General features: G+C 34.0%; 11 protein-coding genes. 10 read left to right on the forward strand and 1 reads right to left on the reverse strand.

From position 1 onward, the window contains the following. The first annotated feature begins 1,165 nt into the window (after positions 1–1,165). Complete coding sequence (pgm, locus tag ERCIKOCA2762_RS00850) at positions 1,166–2,818, forward strand: phosphoglucomutase (alpha-D-glucose-1,6-bisphosphate-dependent) (RefSeq protein WP_157988342.1); 1,653 nt, start codon at positions 1,166–1,168, stop codon at positions 2,816–2,818. 433 nt (positions 2,819–3,251) lie between these two features. Continuing rightward, positions 3,252–4,025 (forward strand): 23S rRNA pseudouridine(2605) synthase RluB, encoded by a 774-nt coding sequence (rluB, locus tag ERCIKOCA2762_RS00855; RefSeq protein ID WP_157988343.1) that lies wholly within the window; start codon positions 3,252–3,254, stop codon positions 4,023–4,025. Positions 4,026–4,167: 142 nt separating this feature from the next. Here rluB and galU read toward each other — a convergent pair whose 3' ends face one another. Next, entirely contained in the window at positions 4,168–5,082 is a 915-nt protein-coding gene (gene galU / locus ERCIKOCA2762_RS00860) for a UTP--glucose-1-phosphate uridylyltransferase GalU (RefSeq protein WP_157988344.1), read from the reverse strand. 434 nt (positions 5,083–5,516) lie between these two features. On the opposite strand from galU, the gene ERCIKOCA2762_RS00865 reads away from it, so the two are divergent. The 8 genes from ERCIKOCA2762_RS00865 to thiL all read left to right on the forward strand — a co-directional run bounded on the left by ERCIKOCA2762_RS00865 (position 5,517) and on the right by thiL (position 17,722). Next, positions 5,517–5,852, forward strand: coding sequence for a Grx4 family monothiol glutaredoxin (locus ERCIKOCA2762_RS00865; protein ID WP_157988345.1), 336 nt, complete (start codon positions 5,517–5,519; stop codon positions 5,850–5,852). A 471-nt stretch (positions 5,853–6,323) separates the two neighbouring features. Further along, entirely contained in the window at positions 6,324–6,995 is a 672-nt protein-coding gene (yfhb, locus tag ERCIKOCA2762_RS00870) for a phosphatidylglycerophosphatase C (RefSeq protein ID WP_157988346.1), read from the forward strand. A gap of 3,253 nt (positions 6,996–10,248) precedes the next feature. After that, positions 10,249–12,690 carry a glycerol-3-phosphate 1-O-acyltransferase PlsB gene (gene plsB / locus ERCIKOCA2762_RS00875; RefSeq protein WP_232043103.1) on the forward strand — a complete coding sequence of 814 codons (2,442 nt, stop codon included), beginning with the start codon at positions 10,249–10,251 and terminating at the stop codon, positions 12,688–12,690. 210 nt (positions 12,691–12,900) lie between these two features. Continuing rightward, the gene (locus ERCIKOCA2762_RS00880; protein ID WP_157988347.1) at positions 12,901–13,926 is read left to right on the forward strand and encodes an NAD-dependent epimerase; all 1,026 of its coding nucleotides are present in this window, start codon (positions 12,901–12,903) and stop codon (positions 13,924–13,926) included. Positions 13,927–14,593: 667 nt separating this feature from the next. Further along, entirely contained in the window at positions 14,594–15,694 is a 1,101-nt protein-coding gene (gene ribD / locus ERCIKOCA2762_RS00885; protein ID WP_157988348.1) for a bifunctional diaminohydroxyphosphoribosylaminopyrimidine deaminase/5-amino-6-(5-phosphoribosylamino)uracil reductase RibD, read from the forward strand. Positions 15,695–15,785: 91 nt separating this feature from the next. Beyond that, a complete protein-coding gene (gene ribH, locus ERCIKOCA2762_RS00890) occupies positions 15,786–16,256 on the forward strand; it encodes a 6,7-dimethyl-8-ribityllumazine synthase (protein WP_157988349.1) in 471 nt (156 codons plus the stop codon). 17 nt (positions 16,257–16,273) lie between these two features. After that, complete coding sequence (gene nusB, locus ERCIKOCA2762_RS00895; protein ID WP_157988350.1) at positions 16,274–16,693, forward strand: transcription antitermination factor NusB; 420 nt, start codon at positions 16,274–16,276, stop codon at positions 16,691–16,693. A gap of 51 nt (positions 16,694–16,744) precedes the next feature. Then, positions 16,745–17,722, forward strand: coding sequence for a thiamine-phosphate kinase (gene thiL / locus ERCIKOCA2762_RS00900; protein WP_157988351.1), 978 nt, complete (start codon positions 16,745–16,747; stop codon positions 17,720–17,722). Positions 17,723–18,140 lie beyond the last annotated feature (418 nt).

An 18,140-nucleotide genomic window follows, 5' to 3' on the forward strand; every position in this document is an offset into this window, starting at 1 on the left:
ATGCAATTTTCTATATTATGGTAATATACTTACATTTAAATATCTAATGTATGGGATGTTATTTGATGTGTTTGTTTATGAGAATTATATGGTGCTAGGTTAGTAGCATGTGCAGATAGATATTGTAGATAATTTGAGTATTTGTTATGGCATAGGGTGTATGGTACAGTTATGTAAGTGTTTTTATTTTGTGTGTGCACGAGATCTCGTTGTATATTGTGGCTCTTGTATTCGTCACTTAACAATCTTAGTAGTGCAACTTGTCATCGGTGATATTGTTGTAAAATATGGAAAACATGCGTATTTATAATTTTGCATGGTAGCAAAGAGGAATGCATTGCCTATAAATGGTGTTTTTTATATTCCAGTTGATATTACGCATGAGTAAAATTAATCGAAGGACAGTTTATGCTATACGAAGAGATGCTTAAAACGCTTCAAGTCACCTCAGCGCCGTAATACTTAGAACCATTATACAACCTATAGTCAAAATGCATGATATTTATATTAACTTTATGTATTGAGTTAATAGAATTTTAATGATTCACCATAAAGTTGATATAAAATATGAAAATGTAAGATTTTTTTCAAAATTAAACGTTGTATATAGTCTAAGATCTATCATGATGAATTGATACCATTACATGGTCATTATAAACACTAATGCATGCATTCCATCTTATATTCTGGGATACATTAAGACAGAGCATTGTTTTATAGCAAGCTCTGGAGAGCATGAGGATGCAATGTCAAAGGAAAAGAGCAGAGTTTACGCTGATGATATCAACATGTTAGCTATACGTCATAGATATTTTCTAAACATAGAATGTTATCGAGTTATAATTTGGAGTATTTCTAGGTAATTAGAGCGGCTGTTTTTTTAATACCAGGTATAGTGTTTTTTACAGCTTGTCGAAATGACTATAACACTAATCATATAATAATATGGTAACTATAGTGATTCCGATCTACAGAGAGTGTGGTATCTTGACACGTGAGTGCACGTGTTACATACGTGCATGCAAACTGTAAGTACAGGTTCTTATATGAGTGTACCATTAATCCATACTATTAGATCATTAGTGAGTTATAAAGTTCTACAAAGATATGATGGTACGCATACATTTAACTCCCCTTGTTGTGTTAGTATTAGGAAAAAGCGCCTATGGGAACTTGTTCACGGGCTGGGCAACTTGCTCGGCAGAGTGATTTAGTTAATGTAGCGCAATTAACTGCTCAGTATTATGTCCTGCGGCCTAAGACAGGCCGTGTTGATCATGCGGTTAAGTTTGGTACTTCTGGGCATCGTGGAAGTGCGATGCGTCATAGTTTTAATGAAACGCATATTTTAGCGATCGCACAGGCTATTGCTGAAGAACGCATTAAAAATGGCGTTACAGGTCCGTCGTATGTAGGAAAAGACACACATGCCTTATCGGAACCAGCCATGCTTTCAGTACTAGAGGTTTTGTCTGCGAATGGTGTAGATATGATCCTGCAAAGAGATAATGGGTATACGCCAACACCTGCTATCTCTCATGCGATCATTGAACATAATAAACTTGGTGGCTTACAAGCTGATGGTATTATTATTACAGCATCGCATAATCCACCGGAAGATGGTGGAATTAAGTATAATTTACCACATGGTGGGCCAGCACATACTAGTTACACGAGAACTTTAGAAGCACGCGCTAATGCGCTAATTCAGGATGGTTTAAAGGCAGTCAAACGCATGACATTAGAGGAAGCGTGGAGCAGTGGCTATATTAGAGAAGAGGATATTATCCAACCTTATATTGAAGATTTATTATATATAGTAGATATGCCAGCAATACAGAAGGCTAATTTAAAAATTGGCGTAGATCCGTTAGGCGGTGCTGGTATTGCATGTTGGCAGCGTATCGCAGATTTATATCATCTAGATCTGACGGTTGTGAATGATGTGATTGATCAAACTTTTCGTTTTATGCACCTTGATCATGATGGAGTGATCCGAATGGATTGTTCATCACACTCAGCAATGGCGGGTTTATTAGCGCGGCGTGATAAATTTGATCTATCATTTGCTAATGATCCCGATGATGATCGTCATGGTATTATTACTCCTTCTGGCCTCATGCATCCTAATCATTATTTAGCAGTAGCTATTCATTATCTATTTCAGAATAGACCACAGTGGAAAAAACAGGTCGCAGTTGGGAAAACACTGGTTTCAAGTGTGATGATAGATCGTATAGTGCAAGATATTGGTCGTCAGTTGGTAGAAGTGCCGGTTGGCTTTAAATGGTTTGTAGATGGTTTATTTAATGGTAGTTTAGGTTTTGGCGGAGAAGAAAGTGCTGGTGCTTCGTTTTTGCGATTTGATGGTACACCCTGGTCTACTGATAAGGATGGTATTATTATGTGCTTATTAGCCGCAGAAATTACAGCGGTGACTGGTAAAAACCCGCAACAGTACTATAATTGGCTTGCGCAACGCTTTGGTGAATCTAGCTATGTTCGTTTACAGAATCCTGCTACATCTATACAAAAATTAGCATTAACACATTTATCAGCTGATAGCTTGAGTACAAATATGTTAGCAGGAGATGTGATTAGCGCTTATCTAACAGAAGCGCCGGGAAACGGCGCATCTATTGGTGGTTTAAAAGTAGTTACTAATAATGGGTGGTTTGCTTTGCGTCCATCTGGTACAGAAGATTCTTATAAACTTTATTGTGAGAGTCTTTTAGGAGTTGGACATCGCAATCAAATAGAACAAGAAGCTTTACAGATTGTACATTCTATTTTTAACAGTATTTCATCTACAGAGTAATGATCATAGGTTCTGATAGAAGATTAATGATGTATATGATATTTACTAGTTATGTATGTGACTAACAGTCTGATTTCATAATAGAGAATAATGAAATAATTTTTAGATTGGTTAGATTGTAATGATGGAGTGTGATTGATTTTCCGGTGTTTTTGTATATTACGAAAATTCTATAATGATTGATTTTATATCATGACGTTTAGGTGATAAAACGAACATTAAATTTATAGTGAAATAGTTGTATGATTCAATTCGATCAGCGTATTGACATGAAAGTTTTGATTTCCTCAATCTATATTCTATATTGCGACAATGACGATTTATAATAATATCCTTAATAATATAGATCAGGATGTTGTATCTTTATGTTTTTACATACGTATAGATCATTTTTGATGCCTAGTGTGTTAATCTGGTTTATAAAGAGATTATTATGAGCGAAAAACTGCAAAAGTTTTTAGCACGTGCTGGATTGGGATCACGACGTCAAATAGAAAGAATGATTCAAGCTGGGCGTATTAGCATTGATGGTAAATTACCCCGACTTGGAGAGAGAATTCAGTGGCATCCTACATTGCAGATTTTCATGGATGGTCAGAGTATATCAATGGCTGATTTATCTTTTCAACCATGTCGTGTAATAGCGTATCATAAGATAGCAGGAGAGATATGTAGCCATGATGAGTATACAGGACGAACAAGGGTAGTTGATCGTTTGCCAAAATTAGATAGAGCACGCTGGGTATCGGTGGGCCGTTTAGACATCAATACTGAAGGTTTGCTGCTATTCACCACTGATGGTCAATTAGCTCATTGCTTAATGCATCCACGTTATAACGTCGAGAGAGAGTATGTAGTACGTGTTTTTGGAGTGATTAATAAGAGATGTATTAATAGTTTACGTGATGGCGTGATATTAAAGGACGGGCTGGCTGCGTGTAAAACCTTAAATTTTGTCCGGGGAACAGGAATGAATCGGTGGTATCATATGACTTTGCTAGAAGGTAGAAATCGTGAGGTGCGCCGTTTATGGGAAGCTGTAGGTGTGCAAGTGAACCGTCTGATACGTATACGTTTTGGAGATATAGTTTTATCAAAAAATTTGTCGCGTGGATGTTGGCAAGAGCTTGATGTAACGTCTGTGAATTTTTTGCGTAACCAAGTAGGGTTAGTTCAAACACGAAAGAGCCTGGGTAACGTTGTTTAGAAAAAATACATATTATATAGGTCAGAATATTATACAATAATAACACACGTTCGAGCAGTAAGCAGACAGAAGACATAAGGTAATGGCTTTTTATGCGACCTATGTACAGATTGTCTGAGAGTAGTGTCAGACATGTTACAATCTATAGATTGTATGGAGCATTTTGTATTTGATGCAACCACGACCGGAATGTATTACCTAACAGCCTGTGATGCATGCTATGTTTTAGGAATGCTTGCATATAACCAAGTTTATCTCCGCAATCATAGCTGTCACCTTTCAGAACATAAGCTTCTACTTTTTCTTTTTGCATCAGCAAAGCAATAGAATCAGTTAATTGAATTTCTTCATTTCTCCCTGGAGTTGTCTGACTGAGTAAAGGCCAGATTTGTGCAGAGAGCACATAGCGACCTACTATGGCAAGATTAGAGAGAGTTGTGTTTTTTGTAGGTTTTTCTATAATATCGACTATAGTTGCATGATCACCGGGCCTTAAGGAAGTTTCTAAACAATCAACCACACCGTAATTAGAGGTATCATTTACGGGTTTTACCATAATCTGGCTATGATTTGTTTCGTCAAATCTTTGGATCATCTCAGCTAGATTATCTTTTGAAAGATTTGATGTGTATTGATCAAGGATGACATCCGGTAAAATGACCGTTACTGGGTTATTTCCAACTATTTGCCACGCACAACTTAACGCATCTCCTAGTCCTTTGGCTGGCTCTTGATGAACTTGCATAATAGTAACATAGGGTGGACAAATAGATTGGATCTCTTTTAGTATTGTGTGCTTGGTTTGTTTTTCTAAAATAGTTTCTAATTCACTGCTAGCATCAAAGTGTTTTTTAATAGATTTTTTAGAGGCATTTGTTACTAAAATAATATCATGGATACCAGCTGCAATACATTCATGAAAAACATATTGAATCAATGGTTTATCTACAAGTGGTAACATTTCTTTTGGGATCGCTTTGGTTGCAGGTAGCATACGAGTCCCGAAACCAGCAACTGGAATCACTGCTTTTTTTACTTTGGGATGATAGGAAGGCATTACCGAATTCTCCTTATCTACTGTAAGTGAACGTGTCTAAAATACGTAACTCATATTACATATATGTTTTTAGCAGGATAACCTTGATGGTTGACTCATCCAGTACATCATACGATAGTATGACTATTAAGAAAACAGCTCCTTTAATAAATTGTATAGACGTAGTTGGGGTTGTGGTGTATGTATGGCAGATTGACCACACGTTATTTTGAGAACATCAGTAGCATAAAACGTGTTAGGTAGTGTACGTTCATTTATACTATATAAATCGGTTGTTATAATACAAATATAAATTGGATTAGATAGTTATCTCGTATTTTAATTTCTTTATTAAGTGACTTGAAATATTCATAATTCACATCTGACTGAGTTATAGAGAACATGAGAGCTAGCTCTACAGATAGCATATTTAATATTATTTTTAGGAGGTTGCTATGAATACTGTTGAGATCATTCAACGCCAAATTACAGAAAATCCTATTTTACTTTATATGAAGGGTTCCCCTAAATTACCGAGTTGTGGTTTTTCAGCTCAGGCAGTTCAGGCGTTAACAGCGTGCGGGGAGCGATTTGCTTATATCGATATCCTGCAAAATCCAGAAATTCGCGCTGAACTCCCAAAATATGCTAATTGGCCAACTTTTCCTCAGTTATGGATTGATGGTGAGTTATATGGTGGCTGTGATATTATTCTCGAGATGTTCCAAAAAGGCGAACTTCAAAAGATCATTACAGAAACTATACAGAAACGTAAGATGCTTTCTCACTAAACATTACAGAGCCAAGATCACTTAACCATCAAGCTAGAAAATTTAGTACTGTTAAGAGTAATCGCAAGAATAGTTAGTATGCTAAGACTGTAGCTACGTAATTACTTTCATCAAATAGGTGTTTTAATGTTAAAAAGAAAAGCGTTCTATCCTATCATCTGTATATACATAACTAGAATAGACCTCTATTCATGAAAATTTGGCATATCACGAGCAGTGTTTCTCCTTTACTAATATGTGATTGAAATAGCATGCAGAGTATGTTCGAACCTTGAAGGTTTCAAAATGGTTCGCATGTATAAAGAGTACTAAGGACAATATATTTTAGTTTAATGCGATATATGAATCTATTGGTTTTGTATTATTGAATCGCAATCTATGTTAGAGGTAAATAAGATAGATGCCAGTACGTACACGTTATATACATACATAATATGTGACTTCACTAATTTTATTAGTACAGACTAACTAATGGGATTTACCAGAGTTGGAGAGGTAAAGTATTTGAGAGTCAACCCTAGTCGACGTATCATCTTTTTTGATCTTGATGGCACCTTGCATCAACAGGATATCTTTAGTTCATTTATATACTGGTTATTATGGCATCATCTGTTAAATTTGTTTTTACTTCTGCCGTTATTGCCTGTAGTTGGCGCTGGGCTGCTTATTCAGGGTCGTACAACGCGTTGGCCAATAAGTTTAGTGTTATGGTCGATCACTTTTGGTCATCGAGAATCTATATTATTAAAAAGAGAAGAGAAATTTGTTCGTTGGTTTTGTCGTCGCTTAACGCCTTTTCAAAAAGTGCGCCAACGACTTCTTGACTATCTGAGATATGAAAATACTGATGTATGGTTAATTACTGGTTCACCGCAATCTTTAGTAGCAAGGGTGTATAGTAACGCGGTGTTTTTTCCGCGAGTTATGCTGATTGCTAGTCAGATGGCGCGGGCTTATGGAGGTCGTGTATTGGTTATGAGGTGCGTAGGAAATGAAAAAGTTTCTCAATTAATACAACGGATCGGAAAGCCGTTACAAATAGAAAGCGGATACAGTGATAGTAATCAGGACAATCCTTTGTTATTTTTTTGTCAGAATCGTTTTCGTGTGACTCGATTAGGAGAAATCAAAGATATGGACTGAGAAGTTATTCCACGTCTGTAATCACTGATTTTAATATGCTTTAGATCACTATTTGCAAGTTTTATCTTAAAGACATCTATGCGTTTAGTCTTAGTGATATTCATTTTTAATGAAGACCTTATTGTTTTTAAGTGTTACCAAGATTGTTTTTTTGAAGTATTTGCTAGAGGTAAGTCATAAATTAGACTTAATAAATTCATGATATTCATAATTAAATAATATTTATTTTTTATAAATAAAATTTTTATTTTTTTTATCTATATAAAATCAAATAAATTTTAAAAGACGTAGTGTATGATGATCATAAGATAGTAGTTATTATTGATAATACTTTTCAGTTATCAAAATAAATTAATACAGTCATTATACAATGATAAGTATCATATAAATATATGAAATATGTTTGAAATTTATCTTTATGTATTGAGGTATGTTAATTTCAAATTATATGCAATGTACATATGTGCATTTTTATATTTTATTTTTAAATTTAGTGGTTTTTATATTCGTCATATATGCATCATAGTATTTTAAATATAAATGTATAAAATACAACACATCATAATTAAGCGATATGAACGGACTAAATATAAAGGGAAACACATTCTATCATGAGTTTGCATGTCAGAGCTATACATAATATTTATACATGCGACACGTATTTTATAATGGTATTAAGAAGAGCAATATAAGCAGTATTATATATTGGTTTTTTGGTTTTTTGAAGATCTCTCATATAGAAGATTTCTCTATAGAATTTTTCTGTTATATAAATATATACATATATCACAGAATATGTCATAATAATAATGTTTATTATGCATTACACAATATTTTATTACCAGATGAATAATCTACATTATTGTTTTTGTCTATGAAAGTATTTAATTTTAATACTAATAAATATATTATAATATAGAGTTAGATCATAAATATCCAATAATTTTTTATAATATTATTTTTTATTTTTCTTGCTGCTAATTTTGCGTGAAAATTTATTAGATGCTATCTCTAATACACTTGTCAATTTCACATTATAATATGATACACATAATATTTTATGATTGCAATATAAAAAAATAATATGTCTGATATATCAGATATAATCTAAGTTTTATTGTGTGTATCAGTGATACGAGAAATTCTGAAGTATGAGATCTGTGAAAGTCTTTCTTATATTTAGAGATTGTTTTAGCATAACTAGCAGAAAAATGTATATTTTTAGTGATTGCTAATTAGTTATTCGCTTAATATAAATATTACAAATATAAGATGTTTAATGTTTTGATATTGTACTTATTTCTTTATAGAAGATGTATAAATTTTCAGAGTATTTTTTATAGTGGCTTATTTTACTGTTCGATATAGATACCATACGTTTAAAACAGATAAAGATATTGATAAATCTGATGTTTGAAAAGACAGTATTGATTTTCATTAATGTAGATTAGACTGATAGCAAAACCATGTAGTATTATAAAATGGTATAGTTATATTTTACAATCTTGATTGAATGTGTATCTTTCTATGAAGCATAAATCGTATTCATGGTGTTACTTGGCGTGAAATTTTTATGTATTTATCCATATTGCTGTTATCTATTTTCTTGTATGAAAATAAAGGTGTGAGTTTTTGTCACATGAATCTCTTTAGATCAGTTAAAAATAATTTCAATATTAAATTTTTTATAGTGGTAGCGCAGAGAATTGTCTCTTCTATCGAGATATGATTGAGCGTTTAATGTATGCAGTGATAGAATTTTTCAGTGATTTAAATATTCCAGAGTATTATTTTATAGTTTTCTCATACTATAGAGATATCATATTTGTGGTATTAAAATTCTTTGAATGCACAATTAGCTTTCTCACAGTGTGCATCTACGCATGATACATACATCATAAAAAACATATGTAAGATGATGCTAGGGGTAGAAATAATATAGGAAATTACATGGATATAGATAGCGATGTTTTTTATTAGATAGCTACATTGTCTAGTCACAAGAAAGTTTTTTATGCTTAAGGTTTATTTTTTTTATTGTGATATATTATTACTGTTTACTGTTATTTTTATTTCACTTTAAAGCTCATTTTCAAGAGATTAGCAAATAGTATGTGTATACTACGAAGCGTAACGGGAAATTTTATTGTATTGTAAAAATATTATAATGGTAGCATGGATGATCTCAATATGCATGATGATAGTTGTATTTTTTATGCTGTAATCATAGGAAAATAAAAATACTTCAGTGTAGGAATGCTAGATTAAGAATCTATTATAAAAATAAGAGTTGTCTGTAATACAAAATAGTCATTTTTAATCATGATAAGATAAATTAAACAGAGATCTCAATATTACTCGGTCTAAGAGATATTTAGTTTTATTAAACTCACAGGAGTAAGTGAGTGTAAACAAACCACATTGTATGATGCTAATTGTAGTCATAATATATAAAAACAATATTTAACATTAGTTTAATATGATCAAATCTAATATAATTTGATGAGATTTGATGAAACTAATTAAAGTCTTTTAGATAAATAAATGACATCTTAGAGACTTTTAAAATACTTTCTGTACACATATCCCTTACAAAGAATCAGCCGCAGGAAAGGATAAAGACACTATAGTTTATTAATTTATAGATATTCTTATACGTTGCAATATGTAGTCTCATTACTTCATATAGATGTTATATGTGTTATATATATGAAGATAATATTAGAATATCAATGCCTCATATACTATTTATTGATCATTTTCTCTGCACACAAAGAAGGAACGGTCCCACCCTGTGTATTACCTCATTATATTAGCGTAGAGATTCATACGGTATCAGAAATGTGACAGGCATGTGTGATTTACTAAGATTTTTTCGTTTTCTATTAAAATATAGATTATAGATTTATTCATGTGAATAAGGGATGGGTAGTACATCCAGACACATTTAATGTAAGTATGTACTGGCAGTTTAGCTATGTTCTGTAAACATAGCTGTGGTTAGGTAATCTGAGGATCATTATCCTACTATTTCTCTTTTAGCTGCAGAAAATGATATGCATTTAAAGTCTGTGTTTACAGATATGGTAATTCACATTTAACATTAATATGAACAAGCGGCTTTTTTATATCTGTTACAAGCTCATTCATGTAATGTGATTTCACCATTGAAGATTTTGTGTATCGAGTTAGTCTAACCATGATGATTATAGTGTTTTTATAAACACATCTCGTATTCTTTCAGAGAGGCTGAATGGAATCTATGTTCATTAATGGTCGTCTAAGTGATTTTTTTTGCAATAGGCTAATTAAAACTTTTGTTCATAATCAAGCTTGCCAAAATAATTTAGATATAGATAGCACTTACCCTATAATATACCTTCTGTGCGAGCATTCCAAAATTGATCTTTTTGCATTACGAGAGCAATGTCTGCAATTAGACTTACCTGACCCACTCAAGCCTATAGAGATTGCTGGACGTATTTTCCCGCACTATCTATATTTGCAGGATCTGACGATGCAGCACTCTTCGTATATGACGCATTTAGCATCATTCGCATGTTTGAATGATATTTTATTATTACATGAGTATCAAGTTGCACTTGATGTACAAGTAGTTCTTGTATCAATAATATTTGGACGTATGCCAAGTCGAGAACCACAGAATATTTCTTATATTAAGAAATATGCAGAATTATATGGGATGTATAAATTTTTTTCAGTGTGTATTTTTGGTCGTGATAGTGTGATACGTTTTTCTCAAAAAGTTTCCATACGTCAGATAATGACTAAATATGGGCATGACAAGGAAATTATACATAAATTAATCCGTGTCGCTCGCATACATTTTATTCGTGAACGTTTGGCCACCGTAGGGCCACGCCTGTTAGAACGTCATTATTTATTACAAAAATTGTTACAGTCTAAAGTCATTACTCAGGCAATAGAGGAAGAAGCCAAGAAAAAAAATATTTCTCACAAAAAGGCTCAAAAAAATACAATTATTTTAATAAAAGAGATTAGTGCGAATGTGTCCTATTTAGCAATATATTGCACAGATTACCTGATGAGGTTGATATGGGAAAAACTTTACCAGGGTATTAATATTCGGGGTAGTCAGCGCGTATTACAATTAGCTCAAAGAGGACATACGATTGTGTATGTACCTTGCCATAAAAGCCATATGGATTATTTATTATTATCTTATATTCTTTATCATCAGGGGCTTTTTCTACCTCATATTGCTGCTGGTATTAATTTGAACTTTTGGCCAGTAGGTACGATTTTCCGTTACTTAGGAGCATTTTTTATTCGACGGGAATTTAAGTGTAATAAATTATATTCAACGGTTTTTCGTGAGTATCTAGGAGAGCTATTTGATCGTGGGTATTCAGTAGAATATTTTGTAGAGGGTGGGCGTTCGCGTAGTGGATATCTTCGATCTCCAAAAACAGGTATGCTGTTAGTAACTTTACAGTCTATGTTGCGCGCAACTAACCGTCCAATCTCTTTAGTACCAATCTATATCGGTTACGAACATGTACTTGAAGTAAGATCTTATAAAAATGAGTTACGTGGGATGACTAAAAAAAAAGAAGGTTTTAGATCTATAGTACATGGATTGCGGTATTTACGTAATTTTGGCCAAAGCTATGTAAACTTTGGAGAGCCATTATCGTTAGTGAACTACCTGAACCGACACATACCAGAATGGCGTAAAGGTGTTAATCCAAGATCATCGCAACATCCAGCGTGGTTGACCCCAGTTGTGCATAACATTGCGCAAGAGATCATGATACGAATTAATAATGCAGCAGCAGTAAATGCAATTAACTTGTCTGTGACTGCTTTATTGGCTGCACAAGAATGTTCTTTAACTCGTCAACAGCTGATGGAACAACTAGCGTGTTACCTACAATTATTAAAAAATGTCCCTTATTCGCTTGAGACTACCATACCAAACATGACTGAGCATGAATTAATAGAACATGCATTGTGTATGAAAAAAATTAAAACACAAAAGGATAGTACGGGTCAAGTAATCATTCTGCCGGAAGAACCTGTGGGATGGTTATCTTATTATCGTAATAATATTTACCATATGCTTGTTGTGCCATCATTAATTGCGACTATTTTAATTCAGTACAAAAAAATCAGCCGCATTGAATTGTATCGTCAAGTGGGTATAATTTACCCTATTTTAAAAAGTGAATTATTCTTACGTTGGCATGTTAATGAATTACCTCACTTGCTTGATCTTTTAGTCTCCGAATTCGCACGTCAAGAATTTCTTAGACAAGAAAAAAATATTATTAGTTTAAAAGAGGATAATTGTTATAAATTAAAACTATTGGCCTCAGGGATACGTGAAACCTTACAGCTGTATACTATTATTTTGTCTATTTGGATGCAGCAGCCACAAGTGACCCGTAAACTACTTGTAAAAAAAAGTAGTGTTGTAGCGCGGCGTCTTTCTGTACTGTGTCATATTCGTACTTTAGAGTTTTGTGACAAGGCTATTTTGACCCCTATAATTTTTGCAATCTATGATGCTGGATATATAAAAGATTCTCTATGTCTCAATGATGCAGAGGAGAGCAATATTCAACATGTCTATGTGATTCTTTCTAATCTTATATCACAGGATATAAAAATAGCAATTGAAAGTACAGTCAAGAACCACACATGTATATAGCATTATTCTGTTTTAGGTATGTACGCATAGGGATTTTCAGTAAAAGCACATCAGTTGAGACAAAATAACCAATGTATTTAAAGCACAGTAGATTGTGTAATACAATTACATCTACTGTATAAAAAATGCAGATATGGTAAATTATCGTAGCTTCAATTATATACAATGTAGTGGAGTATCGTTTGATAACATCTTTATTATGAGGGCGCTATGAAATTTTTAATTACTGGTGTAGCAGGCTTTATTGGTTTTCATGTCGCTCAGTATTTTCTTCAGGCTGGTGATGAAGTTATTGGACTCGATAATTTAAATAATTATTATCAAGACGCAGATTTAAAAACAGCTCGTCTAAAAATCATCAGTGATCATGATAATTTTATATTTATCAAAGAAGATGTGGCAAATCGTGAAGCAATTATAGAACTATTTCGAACGCATATGGTACAGCGTGTCATACATTTAGCGGCCCAGGCGGGTGTTCGTCATTCCTTAGAGAATCCCTCTCTTTATGCTTATACTAACCTTGTAGGTCACTTAAATATTTTAGAGGGTTGTCGTCAATATGAAGTTGAGCATCTTTTATATGCTTCTTCTAGTGCAGTATATGGTTTAAATTATCAGATGCCATTTTCCATAAATGATGATACCACGCATCCAATTTCTTTGTATGCAGCTACTAAAAAATCTAATGAGTTAATGTCCCATGTCTATTCCCATTTATATGGAATCCCAACTACTGGTTTACGTTTTTTTACTGTATATGGCCCCTGGGGGCGCCCAGATATGGCATTGTTTAGGTTTATCGAATCTATTCTCGCGGATGAGGCGATAAATATATATAATTATGGACAGATGGAGCGTGATTTTACTTATATTGATGATGTAGTAGAGTCTATTATGACATTACATAATATAATCCCGAAGATAGACCGGGAGTGGAAACCTGAAGGAGGTCAGCTTTCTAGAAGCTCAGCACCTTACCAGGTTCATAATATCGGGACTGGCCAACCTGTTACATTAATGACTTATATTACTGCATTAGAAAACGCATTAGGAAAAGTTGCACATAAAAATCTATTACCCAGACAACCTGGCGATATGATTGCAACTAGTGCAGATGTAAGCACTTTAACGCAGGCTATTGGTTTTCAACCATCAACGTCAGTAGAAGAAGGTGTTCGTCGTTTTGTAAAGTGGTATAAGGAATTTTATTTAAATACTATAAAGACCTCATAAGGGGGGTAACTTTATATTTTATTTAGAAATGCATATGTGTGGCTAATACAATCTGTGGAATAGATTAAAACATAGGACTATGCTTTATTATATACTAATAGGGGTGTAGTTCATAAGACATCAAAGTACTTACTGTGTGTACTTGAAACGATCAAAATTATTAATAGATTTTTAGTTTTGTATAAATTTGAATCAATTATGTATTATTCAGTAGTATTAATAGCAAAAATGTTACAAGTGGTGTAAATCCATGCGAACCAAAAGCACTATCCTAGTGCTTTTGGTACAAAGTACAGAATAATCACGGTACCAGTACCACAAGATCATAGATCACTTTACAATAATACATATGACTTAAATCGTATTTTTAATTCTAGGTAGGTTGTTGTTGTATTAGTAGGAAAAGTGATGAAGGCGGACGTCAATTGCTTTGTACAGATTTTAACGAAATTCCATACATTATATTATATATCATATGCGATTAGATCAATGCGAGTATTTTGCATAGTGTTGAGCATTTTTATACTTCATTGTTGATATCATGATATAGACTACAACACTCATCATCATTCTTTATTGCCTTGTATATGTATTTTGTAGGTGTGCATTTATCTTTTAATTTTATGGTGAATATTATCACACAATGATTGTTTGAAGGTGTAGTAGGATGAATGATCAATCTTATATGACCCGTGCGTTAGCATTAGCATATCGCGGACTATTTACTACCACGCCTAATCCTAATGTGGGATGTGTATTAGTACGTAATGGTCACATTGTAGGTGAAGGTTATCATTTACGTGCCGGAGAACCGCACGCAGAAATACATGCATTAAGAATGGCCGGAGATAGATCACGTGGTGCTACTGTTTACCTTACACTAGAACCATGCAGCTATTATGGGCGTACTCCGCCATGCTGTGATGCACTGATTGCGGCTGGAGTTAGACGTGTCTTTATAGCTATGCAAGACCCTAATCCACAAGTATCGGGGCACGGTATATATCGTTTAAAGCAAGCCGGGATTTCAGTGAGTTGTGGGTTAATGATGTCTGCAGCAGAACAATTGAATCGTGGATTTTTAAAACGTATGCGTAGTGGTCTACCATGGGTGCAATTAAAATTAGGTTGCTCATTAGATGGGCGCACGGCTATGTGTAATGGGGAGAGCAAATGGATTACCTCTTTAGAGTCTAGACAAGATGTACAAAGACTGCGAGCACAAAATTCAGCTATTCTGAGTACTAGTGCTACTGTACTTGCAGATAACCCAAAATTGACTGTACGTTATGAAGAATTGTCTCGTTCTATTCGGGAATTGTACCCGCAAAAGATTTTACGACAACCCATAAGGATCATTATAGACACTCATCATCGTGTTACAGCCGCACATTTATTAATCCATCAACCTGGAGAAACGTGGTTCATTCGAGATACGCGTGATACCAATAACTGGCCAAGTACTGTCAAGCAATTGCTATTACCTTATGATAATGGGCATCCTCATTTACGATCCATGTTAGAGTGTCTTGCGGAACAAGAAATTAATAGCATATTAGTAGAAGCAGGTGCAGAATTCTCTGGTGCATTATTGCAAGCTAACTTGGTTGACGAATTGATTATGTACATCGCACCTAAACTTATAGGTGATTCTGGTCTTGGTATGTGTCAGTTCAAGGGGTTAGAAAAATTAGGTGATGTTCCCATTTTCACTTTTACCGACCTAATTTCATTAGGTCCAGATATAAGAGTCACTTTAAAACCATAGAGCATGATATATATCTAAAACATGAAATAAATTAGTAGTGCATATGATGTTTTATTTAGTAATTGTATTTACACAACCCTAGAAGAAAACTATGAATGTAATTGAAGCTACCATTGTAGCCCCAGATGCGCGTATTGCCTTAGTCATTGCACGTTTTAATAATTTTATTAACCAGTGCTTATTACGTGGTGCAATCGATACATTAAAACGTATAGGTCAGATACAAGATGCAAACCTTACAGTAGTATGGGTACCAGGTGCTTATGAGCTTCCTTTAATCGTTAAAGTTTTAGCTACAAGAAACAAATATGATGCGATTATAGCGCTTGGAACGGTAATTCAAGGTCACACCCCTCATTTTGAATTTGTGGCAGGTGCTGCTAGCACTGGTTTAGCTAACATTTCCATGCATAGCGATATTCCAGTATCTTTTGGTGTTTTAACTACACAGAACGTTGAACAAGCCATTGAGAGAGCTGGTAATAAACAGGGGAATAAAGGGGTGGAAGCTGCCTTAACGGCTTTAGAGATGATCAATATTTTAAAAACTATTACAGCCTAAGGAAAAGGAGGCTTTCGGTGAATCCTGCTGCTCGTCGTCGTGCTCGAGAATGTGCCGTACAAGCTTTATATGCCTGGCAAATTTCTAAAAATAATATTATAGATATCGAGCATCAATTCTTAGCTGAGCAAGACATTGATAATATGGACATTAGTTATTTTCGAGAGATAATTAGTGGCATTGTTACTGATGGCATCTACTTAGATAAACTTATGCAACCATATATTGCTCGTCATATGAACGATCTAGGGCAAGTTGAAAAGGCTATTCTACGTATTGCGTTATTCGAATTAAATACACGCTCAGATATTCCATACAAGGTTGCGATTAATGAGGGGATTGAGTTAGCCAAAGTTTTTGGTTCTGAAGATAGTCATAAATTTATTAATGGTGTGTTAGATAAAGCGGCTTTAGAGATCCGACCCAATCGTAAATAATCTGTATAGATCGTTGGTATCGCTATTATTTTTTTATTGTGGAATGCAATTATGGCATATGGCGAATTTGAACTGATTGCGCGTTATTTTGATCGTAATATATGCTCTAGACGCGATGTAGAAGCAGGTATCGGTGACGATTGTGCATTAGTGCATATGTCGGAACAACTAACTCTAGCGATTAGTACGGACACGTTAGTCGAAGGTATACATTTTTTACACAATATACATCCATCGGATCTTGCTTATAAAGCTTTAGCAGTTAATCTAAGTGACTTAGCAGCAACTGGAGCCGATCCTACATGGTTAACACTTGCGCTGACATTGCCAAAAGTTAATAATAATTGGTTAGAATCTTTTAGTGAAAGTTTATTTGATCTTTTAGAACACTATCAAATGCAACTTATTGGCGGAGATATTACACGTGGTCCTTTAAGTATAACATTAGGAATTCATGGTACTGTACCAAAAGGTAGAGCTTTAAAAAGAAGTGGTGCCTGTGTTGGTGATTGGATTTATGTGACAGGAACTCTAGGTGATAGCATTGCTGGTTTTAAATTATTACAACATCAAGTTAATATTTGTAATAAGGCTGATCGAGATAATCTTATTCAGCGTCATTTACGTCCTATACCTCGTCTTTTGCAAGGACAGATCTTACGTAATTTAGCTAGCTCTGCTATTGATTTATCAGATGGATTAATTTCTGACCTTGGGCATATCTTAAAATCTAGTGCCTGTGGTGCAAGACTGAATCTTGATGCGTTACCATTTTCATCAGTGCTCAAGAAAAATTTCCCAGCACCGAAGATTTTAAAGTGGGCGCTCAGTAGCGGCGAAGATTATGAGTTATGCTTTACTATTCCAGAAAGTAATCGTGGTGCTCTAGACATAGCATTCAAAGGTCATGGAGTATTACATACCTGTATTGGCCAGATCTCACCGCAAGCGCATGGCTTGAGATTTTTTAAAAATAAAAGGCCCGTTAAGATTGCTCTTAAAGGTTTTGATCATTTTAGTACAAACTAGGATTACACATAACCTCTATGATCATTAATGACAAGAAACATTTGGTTGTCAGAAGAGTGGAGATTGCATTGTGTTTTTAGTAATTTTTTATTTTCGTGTTCTGTGCGTGAACCACATCACTATAATAGTGAGGAACAATTGATTATTCTACATAACTGTCTAACAAAATATAATTTTTTCTTATACATTTGCTATTAGCTGCTACAGAGCAGTATACTAAAATTCTAAAGTGTCATTCAAGTACTGTAACTCTTCTTATTACTATTTTAGAGCACTTTTTTATTAAAGTGCATTTAATGAAATTTTTTTGTAACGAAATTTAAAAAGAATAAAAAAGAGTTATATGTTCGTATAGATATGTTCTATAAAACATACATATTTTATGTAATATCTCATAATACTCTATCACAGAGTCTGA

Source organism: Candidatus Erwinia haradaeae (assembly GCF_900698935.1).
GTDB classification, from domain to species: domain Bacteria; phylum Pseudomonadota; class Gammaproteobacteria; order Enterobacterales; family Enterobacteriaceae; genus Erwinia_E; species Erwinia_E haradaeae_D.